This window comes from Enterobacter sp. CGMCC 5087 (assembly GCF_003144775.1).
Lineage (GTDB): Bacteria > Pseudomonadota > Gammaproteobacteria > Enterobacterales > Enterobacteriaceae > Enterobacter > Enterobacter cloacae_M.
In genome coordinates this window covers 24,847-38,890 of the sequence record NZ_QFXN01000046.1, presented here as the reverse complement: position 1 = coordinate 38,890, position 14,044 = coordinate 24,847, and the positions used below count along the sequence as shown (strand labels likewise).

The window sequence follows — 14,044 nt, the reverse complement described above, 5'->3', positions numbered from 1 at the left end:
CGCCCAGCCGCTTTTATGGCGGGGAATTTGCGTGGCAATCAGGGCATTCGCGTTGGGAATAAATCCACCCAACAGGCCCAGCAGCGCGCGCAGGATCAGAAACTGCCAGACGTTCTGCGCCACGCCCATCAGCGCCATGATAATGGCCATCCCCAGCGCCGAACGCAGCAGCATAATTTTACGCCCCTTGCGATCGGCAAGGCCGCCCCAGAAGGGCGAGGCCATCGCGGAAAAGAGAAACGTGATGCTGAATACCAGACCGGACCACATATTGAGCGCGCTGTGGCCCGTCACGCCTAGCTGTTCGACGTAGAGCGGCAGGAAGGGCATAACCAGGCTAAAGGCCGCGCCGGTAAGAAAACAGCCAAGCCACGCAACCGCGAGGTTACGCTTCCAGTTTATGGGGGCATCTGAGGGTGACATAACTATCCGCATAATGAGGTGCAGAGCACCTGAAGCATAAAGTAATAAGCCTGCTAATTATGCGCCGGGGTTATGATTGCCGCAATGACGAGGAGCTTTTAAAGCTAAAACGGCATGCGGCCCTGAGGACCGCATGAGGATTAATAGCGGGACGGCGTGCCTTGTGGCCGCGTTTTAAAGCGGCGGTGCAGCCACATGTACTGCTCGGGCGCCAGCATGATGCACTTCTCCACAACGCTGTTCATCCAGCGTGCGGTGGTTTCCGCATCGTCGAGCGGCGGCGCAAGCTCCGGCTCCAGCATCATCAGCTCGTAGCCTGAACCATCCGGCTTACGGCGAGGGACGAAAGGCACGATGGCGGCTTTAGACATCCGCGCCAGCATCCAGGTACCGGTCGTTGTGGCGGCCTCTTCAACGGCGAAGAAGGGAACAAATACGCTGGCCTGTGGGCCATAATCGTGGTCGGGGGCATACCAGACCACTTCGCCGGATTTCAGCGCACGGATCATCCCCTTCAGATCCTTACGGTCGATCATGCTTTTGTTGGAGCGCATGCGGCCGTTGGTCTGGATTAAATCGATGACCGGGTTATCGTTAGGACGATAAACGCCAATGCCCGGCGCCTGCATGCCGAACATGCGCGCCCCGATTTCCAGCGTCAGGAAATGGACGCCAATCAGCAAAACGCCCGTCTGGTTGGCCTGAAGCGTATGCACCGGCTCCATGCCGGTTCCCGTCACCTCACTCCAGCGGGCCATGCGTTTGTCCGGCCAGAACCACGCCATACCGGTCTCCATAAGCCCCATCCCGACGGATTCGAAATTCTTCGCGACCATATCGTGACGCTCAGACTCGCTCATCTGCGGAAAACACAGCTCAAGATTGCGGTACGCAATTCTGGCGCGACGCTTCATAAACAGCTGTGCGAAACGGCCCAGAAATTTACCCAACCGAAAAATAACAGGGTAGGGAAGCTGTACCAGAAGCCATAAAAAGCCGATGCCAAGCCAGGTCAACCAATAGCGGGGATGCAAAAGGGCGGCAGTAAATTTTGGTAACTGGGTCATGTCTTTCCTGTGTTCAAACGTCCTGTTTTGCTAGTGTCTCATTTTTTGAGACATAGCCAAAATATCTGCTTTCGAAGCGTGCACGAATACAGCAATTGTTAAGCCTGATTAATCAGGGTGTGTGAAATGTAGCGTAAATTGTGTGGATGTAAATTGGTTTTGTTTGCTATATGATGCCGACCGATTTTTAATTCTCTCTAACGATTCCAGGACTGTACACCATGCCAGTGTTACACAACCGCGTGTCGAATGAGATGTTGAAAGCGCGTATGTTGGCTGAAACCGAACCGCGCACAACCATCTCTTTCTATAAATACTTCACGATCGACGATCCGCAGGCGACCCGCGATGCGCTTTATCAGGCGTTCACGGCCCTGAATGTCTTCGGCCGCGTCTACCTTGCCCGTGAAGGCATTAACGCGCAAATTAGCGTACCGGAAAGCAAAGTCAGCGCCTTCCGCGACGTGCTTTATCAGTTCGATCCGGCCCTCGACGGCTTGCGCCTGAACATTGCTCTGGACGATGACGGGAAATCCTTCTGGGTGCTGCGCATGAAGGTGCGTGAGCGCATCGTGGCGGACGGTATCGACGATCCCGAGTTTAACCCGGCGGATGTCGGTGAATATCTGAAGGCCGCGGAAGTGAATGCGATGCTGGACGATCCGGATGCCGTGTTCATTGATATGCGTAACCACTATGAGTACGAAGTGGGGCATTTCGAGAACGCGATGGAAATCCCGGCCGACACCTTCCGCGAGCAGCTGCCCAAAGCGGTTGAGATGATGCAGGAACATAAAGATAAAAAGATCGTTATGTACTGCACCGGCGGTATCCGCTGTGAGAAAGCCAGCGCGTGGATGAAGCACAACGGCTTTAATAAGGTCTGGCATATTGAAGGCGGCATTATCGAGTACGCCCGCCGCGCCCGCGAGCAGGGTTTACCGGTGCGCTTTATCGGGAAAAACTTTGTTTTTGACGAGCGTATGGGTGAGCGTATCTCGGAAGACGTTATTGCTCAGTGCCACCAGTGCGGCGCACCGTGCGATACCCACACCAACTGCAAAAACGACGGGTGTCATCTGCTGTTCATTCAGTGCCCGGCCTGTGCCGAGAAGTTTAACGGCTGCTGTAGCGAACTGTGCAGCGAAGAGAGCATCCTGCCGGAAGAAGAGCAGCGTCGCCGTCGCGCAGGACGTGAAAACGGCAACAAGATTTTCAATAAATCACGCGGCCGTCTGAATACCAAACTGGGTATCCCTGACCCGGAATGATAATAACGCCCGGCACGGCGAAAGCCTGCCGGGCGAATCTATTATGATTTCTGCTGTACACCTTCAACGGAAATAATCAGCTCAACGTCCTGAGACGCCGGACCTAAATCCGTTGTGATATTAAAATCTTTCAGGTGAATTTTACCCGCCGCTTCAAAACCTGCGCGTTTACCGCCCCACGGATCGTCACCCTGACCCAGTAATTTAGCATCAAGCGTGACCGGTTTTGTTACGCCGTTAAGCGTCAGGTTGCCGGTAATATTCAGCTTATCACCCTCTTTTTTCACTTCCGTGGAGGTGAAGGTAGCCTGTGGGTATTTCCCGACATTGAGGAATTCCCCACTGCGCAGATGTTTATCACGTTCAGCATGATTGGTATCCACGCTGTTAGTATTAATGGTCACGCTGACCTTGTCGGCGGCAGGATTTTTCTCGTCAAAGGTGAACGTGCCGTCAAAATCTTTAAAGGTCCCGTACAGCCAGCTGTAACCGAGGTGCTGAATACGGAAATTGACGAAAGCGTGCTGGCCCTCTTTATCAATCTTATAATCCGCCGCCACGGCGGAACCGGCGGTGAATAACAGAGAACCCAGGGCGATACCCAGCAGGTGTTTTTTCATTTTATGCTCCAGAGTCAACTGACGAGCGGCCAAGCATGCGCTTTAGCGTATCGTCTTTATCAATAAAATGGTGTTTGAGGGCGGCAAACCCGTGCAGCACGGACAGGATCACGACGCTCCAGGCAAGCCAGAGGTGAACAACCCCCGCCGTGTCGGCCTGCGTCCCAGCATCGCTAAGCGTTGCCGGAACCTCGAACAGGCCAAAAACGCTAATCGGCTTACCGTCCGCCGTCGAGATAAGGTAGCCGCTAATCAGAATGGCGAAGAGCAGGGCATAGAGCGCGACATGCGCGGCAACGGCACTCAGGCGGGTCATTTTGCCGTGGGTCTTCGGCGCGGCGGGCGGCGGGGAAATATGTCGCCAGATTACGCGGAAGACCAGCCCCAGCATCAGCAGGACACCAATACTTTTATGCAACTCCGGTGCCTGGTGATACCAGCCGTCATAATAGCTGAGCGTGACCATCCAGAGTCCAAGTCCAAACATACCGTAGACGGCAAGAGCAAATATCCAGTGCAAACCTATGGATATTATTCCGTAGCGCCGGGAGGAGTTACGCAATTGCATCAGAATGTCCATTTTCAAATTAACCGGAAAGTAAAAATGAACGGGAAGGCGGGATATTGCAACTGAAATAATTGTCTATTAATTTTTATTTTATTTATTTCAGCAATTTTGAAAAGGATCGCTAAAGCTAATTCAATCTCTTCGTGCAAGCGAAATGGTGAGCTTCAATAAAGATAAATTAACGTCAATTATTGTCAGTAAGGCTTTTCAGTAAAATACAATGTAAACAAAGTCAATAATGGCCAGCAGCGCCCACAATAAGATGTAGAGCATGAAATGCTCGCGAATATTATTCATCAGAAAGTTAACGATCCTGCGCATAACGCCCCGTAATGCAGTGTGAATGAAACGAGCCCCGAAACCTCCGGAGCCCGTGGCGGATTATCCGTTAAAACGCGAGAGTGAGAAGGGCGTCAGATCAAACTGCGGCGCGATGCCCTGGGCAAACTGTGCGGCGATCTCGCCCAGCACGGACGCGAACTTAAAGCCATGGCCGCTCAGCCCGGTGATCAGCAGAACGTTGTCATGCCCCGGCAGGGTATCAATGATAAAGTCTTCATCCGGCGTGTTGTCGTAGGTACAGGCCGCGCCATACAGCAAGCCACCGACGCCCGGAAGAATAGTGCGCAGGAACGAGAAGGCTTCCGAACCATCCTGTGGGAAGGCGCCGAAGGGTTTACGCTCGTCAGGAGAGGCGATAGCCTGGCCACCGTTATGTTTACCGATTTTCAGCGCGTCTTTCTCGGAAGGGAAACCGTAGAACTGATCGCCATTCGGCAATTCTCCGGTGAAGGCCGGGAATTTATTCTGCGCGCTGTAGCGACCATCCGACTGGAACCAGGAGAAGACCTTGCGCACCGGCTGGATCGGCAGTTCCGGCAGCAGGCGCGTGACCCAGGTTCCTGCGCTGACGAGCAGGCGGGACGCTGAATAGTCGCCGTCAAGAGTCGTTACCGTGACGCCATTCTCGTCATGGGTGATGGCCTCCACCGGACAGTTAAACAGCTGCGCACAGCCGGCCTTCGCGGCAAGATCGATCCAGGTTTTGATCGCCGTTTCACAATGCAGCACGCCGGAGTGGGCTTCATAGAGGCCAATGTAATCCTCCGGGACGGTAATTTCAGGCCAGCGCGCGGTAATGCCGGTCGCGTCCAGCTTCTCAACGTCCAGATTAAAGGCTTTCGCGCTGCGCTCGACGCCTGCGAGAAATTCAGACTGGGCCGGGCCCAGGTTGATAACGCCGGTACGCTCGAAAATACGCTCTTCGGTCTGTGTCGCCAGTTCATCCCACAGCGTCTGGGCGCGAAGCACCAGCGGCACATAGCGCTCGCCCTCTCCATATGCATGGCGCATGAGACGGGTATCGCCATGATGGCTGCCCTCCGAATGAGGAGGAAGGTGGGCATCGATCATCAGGACCTTCAGGCCTGCCTGTGTTGCGTAATAACCGGCGGCGGAACCCACGGAGCCGCTACCAATAATGATTAAGTCGTATCTCATATGCATCTCGTAAACTGATGTTTTGTTAGCAGAGTAATTAACAACGCGGGGTTAGACAAGGGAGAAATAAATAAGGCACCGCGAGGGTGCCTGTAGAGAGAAAAGTGGGCATAAGCTTAGTGCCGTTTATACTCATTTTCCTGATAGTCGCCAGATTCTATTTTTGCAATACCTGCCTCTAAAATAGAAATAAACTGACGGGCGACGTCTGTTGTTAGCCACAGCGTCTGTCCAACTTCCGCTTCTTCACGGTTGAGTTGATTCGGGGTCTGGTAGTGCAAACGCAGCATCAGCGCATCGTAGCTATCTACGGTACTGATATCCCAGCCAACCAGTGGATGGGTCTGGATCACTTCACTATTCTTTTCCATTATAACCCCCTTAATGCGTGTTAGAAGACAACGGCTTTGAGGTTCAATGCATGTTTTTCTGAAAGCATCTTCAGTATACCAAGTAATAAGGGTTCCATCGGGAAAAATAAACAGGTGGCAACACATTTTTCTGCTTTTTAGGATTGTTCGAACAATAAAACACCATCTCGTTCACGATTTTTAAAGAAGATGCCGAATTAATTTGAACTTGCAGGATTTTTAGACAAAAAAAAGCCGGGGCGACCCGGCAAAAAAACACAATGAGGGAGCAGTGTTAATCTGTGATAAACCAGTCGTCTGCGCTTTCCCAAGTTTCCTGCAGGATTTCGCTGATGCGATCTTTATCTTCTTTCGCAGCACCAATGACAGAGAGGTTGTTCGCCGCGGCGTAACGCACCGTTACGGCACCCGAGTTGTCGGGAAAGGTGTTGTTAATACGGCGGGATAATTCGCCTGCCAGTGCATCAAGCGCGCCGGCAGGTAGAACAGTTGTTTTGGCTATGGTGACTTCAATACGCATAAATGCCCCCTGTGTAATATACTGTTTATTTATACAGGTATATTATCGGTTTGACAACAAGGGGCATTGATTTTTTAACGTTTTACCGTCCAGTTAACGGTTTCGCCCGCCAGGAATGGGATCAGAGTGTCATCCGTCAGTGCAATGGACTCCTCAACGTGGCGCGCTTTTCGCTCCAGTTCGATGAAGGTGTCGTTGACCGGCAGGCCGTAGAAGCGCGGGCCGTTAAGGGAGCAGAACGCTTCAAAATGTTCGAGCGCGTTCATCTCTTCAAAGACGGTCGCGTAGCTGGCCAGTGCCGTTGGGGCGTTGAAGCAGCCTGCACAGCCGCAGCTTGCCTCTTTGCGGTGGCGGGCGTGAGGGGCGGAATCGGTGCCGAGGAACGCGCGGGAGAACCCGCTGGCAACCAGCTCGCGCAGCGCCTGCTGGTGGATGTTGCGCTTGAGAATAGGCAGACAGTACAGGTGAGGACGTACTCCGCCCACCAGCATGTGGTTACGGTTAAACATCAGGTGCTGTGGCGTAATGGTCGCGGCGATAAGATCGTTACCGTCGCGCACATACTCTGCCGCGTCTTTGGTGGTGATATGCTCAAAGACCACTTTAAGCGCGGGCAGACGCTGGCGCAGAGGCTCCATCACGGTCTCGATAAAACGGGCTTCACGGTCGAAGATGTCAATCTCGGCATGCGTGACTTCACCATGGACCAGCAGCGGCATGCTCAGTTTCTGCATGCGTTCCAGAACCGGCATGATGGCATCAATGCTGGTGACGCCGTGGCTGGAGTTGGTGGTGGCATTTGCCGGGTAGAGTTTCGCCGCAGTAAATACGCCTTCGTTAAACCCGCGCTCCACTTCGTTCGGATCCAGCGAGTCGGTAAGATAGCAGGTCATCAACGGGGTAAAATCGTGTCCCGCAGGAACGGCATCCAGGATGCGCTTGCGATAGGCTATCGCGGCATCGACGGTGGTGACTGGTGGAACCAGGTTAGGCATGACAATCGCGCGGCCATAAATTTCGCTGGTATAAGGCACGACGGTTTTCAGCATATCGCCATCACGCAGATGGATATGCCAGTCGTCAGGGCGGCGGATTTTAAGAACCTGGGGTTGTGCAGTCATGGAAGCTCCGGCTTGTCAGGAATCAGTCATAAGGATGGCTGTTTTTGCCGGACACAAATCATAAGCGGAAACGTTTTCGTTTGCACACTTTTCCGTAAAAAAAAGGGCGCCGCAGCGCCCTTGAGGTTAATCGGTGAAAGGAATGATAATTTCTCCCGGTTTCACCTCTATACCTTTTGCATATTTTTTCGCCAGAGCTTCACCCTTGCTTTTGTCTTGGCTTAAGACGTACGCGGGCTGCTGGTTAAAGTAATTTCGCAGCGACTGGTTGAGATAGGGCATCAGGGTTTGCAGAACCGGCGCCATCTTGTCCGGCGACACCTGCGCATCGATGACTTCCATCTCCTGCAGGAAAATTGCCCCTTTCTCTTTATTGAAAACAGGGAGTGCCTTCAGCTTGAGCTTGATGTTGGCCTTCTGATTGCCAAAGAGGGAGGACATATCGAGATCCGCATCACCGGCAAGGGTGACTTTGTTTGGCTCTTCACGTCCAATCTGGCTGGTCAGGTTCGTAAGGACGATATGCGCGTCCGCCAGTCCCGGCACGCCAATGTCTTTAGAGAAATTGTTATGTTTTTCCAGCGCCTGATTAATTTCCTGTTCACTGACGGTATATTGCGTGAGCTGGTTACAGCCAACCAGCAGGCCGCTGACAACTAATGCCGCGGCAAAGACAATTTTCTTCATAGTGTTCCTCAACGAAAAATCGGCGCTTCTGTCCTGTTACGCCAGTATGTCAGTGTGAAATGGCAGAAACCAGCAGAAAAAACTGAGAAGTGGGGCGGGAGTAGCTCCCGCCCGAGGGAAAGGCTACGCGCCAGGTTCGAGCATCCCGCTCGCGCTGCGTTTCTGGCTGAACTGCCACCACAGGGCAAGGAGCGTCATAAAGCCCACCGCGCCGAGCATCATCCACGGGAGTTCGGGCTGGTTAAACGCTTTGCCGGCATCAAACAACCAGCCGCCACCGGCGTAACCTAATGCGCCGCCAAGCGCCAGCCCCAGCCGGCTGAAACCCATATAGCTGCCGCGCGAACGCGCATCTGCAAGCGAGGCGCTCAGCGTTTCACGGGCAGGCTCGGCGATGATTGAGCCAATATAGAACGTGCAAATCAGCGTAAACAGCTGCTGGAGAGAGTTCACCAGACCGATCGGCATCATGCTCAGCGTCATCAGGAACAGCCCGGCCATCAGGCGATGCTCCAGACGAAAACGCCGTTCGCTCCAGCGGGCAATCGGATAAAGCAGCGTTAACGACAGGCAGGCTTCGATGGCGTACATCCATTTAACGGCTGCAGGGGTCCCCGCTATGTCGTTAACCATGATCGGCAGCATCAGCATAACCTGCACAGCCAGCATGTAGTAGCCCGTCAGGGTCAACACATAGGTGACAAAACGTTTGTCGCGCAGGACACGGCCAAGCCCTTCCCGGACCGGCGCTTTGACCGTCGACAGTTTCCAGGCGGGCAGGAACAGGCCATTGAACAGCGCGCACAGAATAAAGAGCACAGCCCCTGCCGCGCAGACCAGACGGAAGTCATACTGCAGCAGCCAGCTTCCCAGCAGGGCGCCGACAACCGCCCCGGCACTGTCCTGCATCATCAGAATCGAGAAGAAACGGCCGCGGTGCTGGGGGCGAATAAGCTTTACCACCAGCGCGGTGCGTGGCGGATCGAACAGCGTGCCGCCGATACCGGAGAGGAAACAGGAGAACCAGAGCAGCCAGGGCTCCTGGGCGACCGCCATCGTGGCAAAACCTGCCGCGCGCAGCAGCATACCGGTAACGATCATCGGTTTAGCGCCAAAGCGGTCAGCGATGGCCCCGCCAAAGACGCCCAGGCCCTGCTGGACAAACTGGCGTAACCCCAGGGCAATCCCAACCATTAATGCCGCCCAGCCCATCTGATCGACAAAGCGGATCGATATCAATGGAAAAACGACAAAAAAGCCGAGCACGACCAGCATGTTATCGACGAGCAGGAAATATTTACCCAGGCTCCTGGCCTGTGATACGCGGGACATTTTCCCTCCAGGGAAAATAAGAAGGTAAGCACGCTAACATTCTGCGGTGTCGCCGCGTTTTTTCCCACCCCTGGGCGTGACAATATTTTTTTATCAAAAGGGTGCTTTGATAGAGAGTTCTCATCGAAAATAATGAAAAGAGGGCAAAATGGTATGTCACTGTTTTCACAGACGGCGCAGGCGCAGGTATAGTAAAGCTAATGGGTCAGCAGAAGTGACGGGAAGGAGTGGTATCGATGTTTGGCTATCGCAGTAATGTGCCAAAAGTGCGTCTGACAACGGACAGGCTGGTCGTTCGTCTGGTGCATGAGCGTGATGCCTGGCGTCTGGCGGATTATTACGCCGAGAATCGCCAGTTTTTAAAACCCTGGGAACCCGTTCGGGATGAGAGCCATTGTTACCCTTCCGGCTGGCAGGCGCGCCTCAGTATGATTACGGAATTTCACAAGCAGGGCAGCGCGTTTTATTTCGCGCTGCTGGATCCTGAAGAGAAAGAGATTATCGGGATCGCCAATTTTTCAAACGTGGTGCGCGGGTCGTTTCACGCCTGCTACCTTGGCTACTCCATCGGCCAGAAATGGCAGGGGCAGGGGCTGATGTACGAGGCGTTAACGGTGGCGATCCGCTATATGCAACGCACGCAGCATATCCATCGCATCATGGCGAACTATATGCCGCATAATCAGCGCAGCGGCAATTTGCTGGCGCGCTTAGGGTTCGAGAAAGAGGGTTACGCCAAAGACTATCTGCTGATAGACGGAGAGTGGCGCGACCACGTTCTGACGGCGTTAACCACCCGGGACTGGATCGCAGGTCGTTAAGGAGAAAAGATGAAGTATCAGCTAAACGGTACAGAAGCGCGCGTGATTGGGTGCTTACTCGAAAAACAAGTCACCACGCCGGAGCAGTATCCGCTCTCCGTCAACGCCGTGACCATGGCCTGCAACCAGAAAACCAACCGCGAGCCGGTGATGAACCTCAGCGAGCATGAGGTTCAGGACGTGCTGGATGCGCTGGTTAAACGCCACTATCTGCGCACCGTCAGCGGCTTCGGCAACCGCGTTACCAAATACGAACAGCGCTTCTGTAACTCTGAATTTGGCGACCTGAAGCTGAGCAGTGCGGAAGTGGCGGTTATCACCACGCTGTTGCTGCGCGGGGCGCAGACGCCGGGGGAACTGCGCACGCGCGCTTCCCGCATGCATGAGTTCTGCGATATGCAGGAAGTTGAGCAGACCCTGGAAGGGCTAGCTTCTCGCGAAGACGGCCCATACGTGGTGCGTCTGGCGCGCGAGCCGGGTAAACGTGAAAGCCGCTATATGCACCTGTTTAGCGGCGACGTCGATGTCGCTACCGTTACCGCGGAGAGCGACGCGGGATCCTCAGCAAGCAATGACACTCTTGCCGCGCGCGTAGAGGCGCTGGAAGACGAGGTCGCCGGGCTGAAACAGCGCCTGGATGCATTGCTGGCACATCTGGGAGACTGACGGTGAAAAAATTACGCGTTGGCGTGGTGGGGCTCGGCGGCATCGCGCAAAAAGCCTGGCTGCCTGTATTAGGTGCGGCGACGGACTGGACCCTGCAAGGGGCATGGTCACCCACCCGAGAAAAGGCAGAACGTATCTGCGAAACCTGGCGCATTCCGTATGCCGCCTCCCTGCAGGATCTGGCCCGCGAGTGTGATGCGGTCTTTGTGCATACCTCAACGGCAACCCACTATCAGGTGGTGAGCGAGCTGCTCAATTTGGGGGTTCACGTCTGCGTGGATAAGCCGCTGGCGGAAAATGTTCAGGATGCCGAACGGCTGATTGAGCTGGCCGCGCGCAAAAAACTGACGCTGATGGTGGGCTTCAACCGCCGCTTCGCGCCGCTTTACCAGCAGCTGAAGGCGCAGTCGAACACGCTCGCCTCGCTGCGGATGGATAAGCACCGCACCGACAGCATCGGGCCGAACGATCTGCGCTTCACCCTTCTGGATGATTATCTGCACGTTGTGGATACGGCGCTGTGGCTGAGCAACGGCGAAGCGCTGCTGAAAAGCGGTACCCTGTTAACGAATGACCAGGGGGAGATGGTCTACGCGGAGCACCACTTCGCCGTTGAGCATCTTCAGATTACCACCAGCATGCACCGTCGTGCGGGAAGTCAGCGTGAATCCGTGCAGGCGGTGACCGAGGGCGCGCTGTACGACATTACGGACATGCGCGAGTGGCGGGAAGAGAAGGGCAACGGCGTGGTGACGCTCCCGGCACCGGGATGGCAGAGCACACTCGAGCAGCGCGGTTTCGCAGGATGCGCCCGTCACTTTATCACCTGCGTGCAAAATCAGACGGTTCCTGAAACGTCCGGCGAGCAGGCCATTCTGGCGCAGCGCATTGTGGAAAGGCTCTGGCGCGATGCCATGAGCGAATAACTCGCTGTAACATCTGCGGATAGTAATTCGTTGAAATCCGGTTAGACTAAGCGCCGCTTGTTGGCTTTGCCGGGTGGCGTTTACGCTAATCCGGCCTACAAATCCGTATGGTTCTGGAAATTCACGTTAATGAACTTATTAAAATCGCTGGCGGCCGTCAGCTCGATGACCATGTTTTCCCGCGTGCTGGGTTTTGCGCGCGACGCCATTGTGGCAAGGGTATTTGGTGCAGGGATGGCCACTGACGCCTTTTTCGTCGCGTTCAAACTTCCAAATCTGCTGCGTCGTATTTTTGCTGAAGGGGCGTTTTCTCAGGCATTTGTGCCCATTCTGGCGGAATATAAAAGCAAGCAGGGCGAGGACGCAACGCGCGTCTTTGTTTCTTATGTCTCCGGGCTGCTGACGCTGGCTTTGGCGGTGGTGACCGTACTCGGGATGCTGGCCGCGCCGTGGGTGATTATGGTGACCGCGCCCGGTTTTGCCGATACGGCTGACAAATTTGCGCTGACCTCTCAGCTGCTGCGCATTACTTTCCCCTATATTCTGCTCATCTCGCTGGCCTCGCTGGTGGGGGCGATCCTGAACACCTGGAACCGCTTCTCTGTTCCGGCGTTTGCGCCAACGTTTCTCAACGTCAGCATGATCGGTTTTGCCCTGTTCGCCGCGCCGCACTTTAACCCGCCGGTGCTGGCGCTGGCCTGGGCGGTTACCGTCGGCGGCGTGCTGCAGCTGGCGTACCAGCTGCCGCATCTGAAAAAAATCGGCATGCTGGTGCTGCCGCGCATCAATCTCAAAGATGCCGGGGCGATGCGCGTGATCAAGCAGATGGGGCCCGCTATTCTCGGCGTCTCCGTCAGCCAGATCTCGCTTATCATTAACACCATCTTTGCCTCTTTCCTCGTGTCCGGCTCGGTTTCCTGGATGTACTACGCTGACCGTCTGATGGAGTTCCCGTCCGGGGTGCTGGGCGTGGCGCTGGGGACCATCCTGCTGCCGTCGCTGTCGAAAAGTTTTGCCAGCGGCAACCATGATGAATATTGCCGCCTGATGGACTGGGGTTTACGTCTCTGCTTCCTGCTGGCCCTGCCGAGCGCGGTGGCGCTGGGTATTCTGGCTAAACCGCTGACGGTGTCGCTCTTCCAGTACGGGAAATTCACCGCCTTTGATGCCGCCATGACCCAGCGCGCGCTGATTGCCTACTCGGTCGGCTTGATGGGGCTGATCGTCGTCAAGGTGCTGGCGCCCGGGTTCTACTCGCGTCAGGACATCAAAACGCCGGTGAAAATTGCCATCGTGACGCTGATTATGACCCAGCTGATGAACCTGGCGTTTATTGGTCCGCTGAAGCATGCTGGCCTGTCGCTGTCTATTGGTCTGGCGGCCTGTCTGAATGCCGGGCTGCTGTACTGGCAGCTGCGCAAGCAAGATATCTTTACGCCGCAGCCGGGGTGGGGAAGTTTCCTGGTACGTCTGATCGTTGCGGTACTGGTGATGTCGGCGGCGCTTCTCGGCATGATGTACGTGATGCCGGAGTGGTCCCTCGGCACTATGCCTTATCGTCTGATGCGGCTGATGGCCGTGGTAGGCGTCGGGGTCGTGGCTTACTTTGCCACGCTCGCGGTGCTGGGGTTCAAAGTGAAAGAGTTTGCCCGCCGTACGTCATAAACGCCAAAAGGGGAGTTCACCTTATGGTGCTCCCCGCTGCATGATTTGTCGCCCAGGCGTCAAATCGAAATCTTTTTAACTCCCGCAATACGCGCAGTCGCTGTTTGACCATCCGCACCGTACAGTCCGGTTTCTTTATGCGGTTTCAATACCTCAAGCGCCTGCTGATTACGCTCAATCTGACCTTCCAGTAGCCAGCCGTTGTGCTGGTTAAGGTCGCGCAGGTGCTGGGTTTTTTCGGTAATGGTTTGCCAGCGCTCAATAATATCGTCATTGGCGCTACGCTTAGGATCCTGCTCAGCGCGGCGCTGTTGCTCCAGATAATCCAGCGTCGCCAGTAGCGAACTCTTATCTTCAGTAATACGCTGCAGCGCGCTGCCGTTGATGTGACCGGAAGAGAGATGCTGCTGTTCAGCGTCCATTACCGTTTTCAGGTCGTTAAGAACAACCGTCATTTGATCCAGTATTTCTGACAGTCGACTCATA

General features: G+C 54.9%; 17 protein-coding genes. 5 read left to right on the top strand and 12 right to left on the bottom strand.

The features are described 5' to 3' along the window. Both DEO48_RS04610 and DEO48_RS04605 read right to left on the bottom strand, forming a co-directional pair. Positions 1 to 423: MFS transporter (locus DEO48_RS04610; RefSeq protein ID WP_146198238.1), on the bottom strand; the 423-nt coding region annotated here is incomplete at its 3' end. A 140-nt stretch (positions 424 to 563) separates the two neighbouring features. Continuing rightward, a complete protein-coding gene (locus DEO48_RS04605; RefSeq protein ID WP_032658045.1) occupies positions 564 to 1,490 on the bottom strand; it encodes a Kdo(2)-lipid IV(A) acyltransferase in 927 nt (308 codons plus the stop codon). 221 nt (positions 1,491 to 1,711) lie between these two features. Between DEO48_RS04605 and DEO48_RS04600 the strand changes: the two genes are divergently transcribed. Next, positions 1,712 to 2,761 carry a rhodanese-related sulfurtransferase gene (locus tag DEO48_RS04600; RefSeq protein ID WP_039261862.1) on the top strand — a complete coding sequence of 350 codons (1,050 nt, stop codon included), beginning with the start codon at positions 1,712 to 1,714 and terminating at the stop codon, positions 2,759 to 2,761. Positions 2,762 to 2,802: 41 nt separating this feature from the next. Here DEO48_RS04600 and DEO48_RS04595 read toward each other — a convergent pair whose 3' ends face one another. The 9 genes from DEO48_RS04595 to mdtH form a co-directional block, all read right to left on the bottom strand. Continuing rightward, positions 2,803 to 3,381 carry a YceI family protein gene (locus DEO48_RS04595; RefSeq protein WP_063928061.1) on the bottom strand — a complete coding sequence of 193 codons (579 nt, stop codon included), beginning with the start codon at positions 3,379 to 3,381 and terminating at the stop codon, positions 2,803 to 2,805. Position 3,382: 1 nt separating this feature from the next. Beyond that, entirely contained in the window at positions 3,383 to 3,949 is a 567-nt protein-coding gene (locus DEO48_RS04590) for a cytochrome b (protein ID WP_109844484.1), read from the bottom strand. 207 nt (positions 3,950 to 4,156) lie between these two features. Continuing rightward, positions 4,157 to 4,270, bottom strand: a complete 114-nt coding sequence (locus tag DEO48_RS04585) for a YceO family protein (protein ID WP_032639612.1) — start codon at positions 4,268 to 4,270, stop codon at positions 4,157 to 4,159. 60 nt (positions 4,271 to 4,330) lie between these two features. Further along, the gene (gene solA, locus DEO48_RS04580) at positions 4,331 to 5,449 is read right to left on the bottom strand and encodes an N-methyl-L-tryptophan oxidase (protein ID WP_109844482.1); all 1,119 of its coding nucleotides are present in this window, start codon (positions 5,447 to 5,449) and stop codon (positions 4,331 to 4,333) included. 116 nt (positions 5,450 to 5,565) lie between these two features. Next, positions 5,566 to 5,820 carry a biofilm formation regulator BssS gene (gene bssS, locus DEO48_RS04575; protein ID WP_008500827.1) on the bottom strand — a complete coding sequence of 85 codons (255 nt, stop codon included), beginning with the start codon at positions 5,818 to 5,820 and terminating at the stop codon, positions 5,566 to 5,568. A 274-nt stretch (positions 5,821 to 6,094) separates the two neighbouring features. Then, positions 6,095 to 6,340: a DNA damage-inducible protein I gene (gene dinI / locus DEO48_RS04570; RefSeq protein WP_109844481.1), complete on the bottom strand. Its 246-nt coding sequence runs from the start codon at positions 6,338 to 6,340 to the stop codon at positions 6,095 to 6,097. 74 nt (positions 6,341 to 6,414) lie between these two features. After that, positions 6,415 to 7,461, bottom strand: a complete 1,047-nt coding sequence (gene pyrC / locus DEO48_RS04565) for a dihydroorotase (protein WP_109844480.1) — start codon at positions 7,459 to 7,461, stop codon at positions 6,415 to 6,417. Positions 7,462 to 7,587: 126 nt separating this feature from the next. Next, the gene (locus DEO48_RS04555) at positions 7,588 to 8,148 is read right to left on the bottom strand and encodes a lipoprotein (protein ID WP_109844478.1); all 561 of its coding nucleotides are present in this window, start codon (positions 8,146 to 8,148) and stop codon (positions 7,588 to 7,590) included. A 123-nt stretch (positions 8,149 to 8,271) separates the two neighbouring features. Further along, a complete protein-coding gene (gene mdtH, locus DEO48_RS04550; protein WP_109844477.1) occupies positions 8,272 to 9,480 on the bottom strand; it encodes a multidrug efflux MFS transporter MdtH in 1,209 nt (402 codons plus the stop codon). A 236-nt stretch (positions 9,481 to 9,716) separates the two neighbouring features. Between mdtH and rimJ the strand changes: the two genes are divergently transcribed. The 4 genes from rimJ to murJ all read left to right on the top strand — a co-directional run bounded on the left by rimJ (position 9,717) and on the right by murJ (position 13,558). Continuing rightward, positions 9,717 to 10,301 carry a ribosomal protein S5-alanine N-acetyltransferase gene (gene rimJ / locus DEO48_RS04545; RefSeq protein ID WP_109844476.1) on the top strand — a complete coding sequence of 195 codons (585 nt, stop codon included), beginning with the start codon at positions 9,717 to 9,719 and terminating at the stop codon, positions 10,299 to 10,301. 9 nt (positions 10,302 to 10,310) lie between these two features. Beyond that, on the top strand, positions 10,311 to 10,967 hold the full coding sequence (locus tag DEO48_RS04540) for a YceH family protein (RefSeq protein WP_109844475.1): 657 nt from the start codon (positions 10,311 to 10,313) through the stop codon (positions 10,965 to 10,967). 2 nt (positions 10,968 to 10,969) lie between these two features. Next, entirely contained in the window at positions 10,970 to 11,893 is a 924-nt protein-coding gene (locus DEO48_RS04535) for a Gfo/Idh/MocA family protein (protein ID WP_109844474.1), read from the top strand. A 129-nt stretch (positions 11,894 to 12,022) separates the two neighbouring features. Next, the gene (murJ, locus tag DEO48_RS04530) at positions 12,023 to 13,558 is read left to right on the top strand and encodes a murein biosynthesis integral membrane protein MurJ (protein ID WP_109844473.1); all 1,536 of its coding nucleotides are present in this window, start codon (positions 12,023 to 12,025) and stop codon (positions 13,556 to 13,558) included. Positions 13,559 to 13,617: 59 nt separating this feature from the next. On the opposite strand, the gene flgN is transcribed toward murJ, so the two are convergent. Further along, the gene (gene flgN, locus DEO48_RS04525) at positions 13,618 to 14,043 is read right to left on the bottom strand and encodes a flagella biosynthesis chaperone FlgN (protein ID WP_008500818.1); all 426 of its coding nucleotides are present in this window, start codon (positions 14,041 to 14,043) and stop codon (positions 13,618 to 13,620) included. Position 14,044 lies beyond the last annotated feature (1 nt).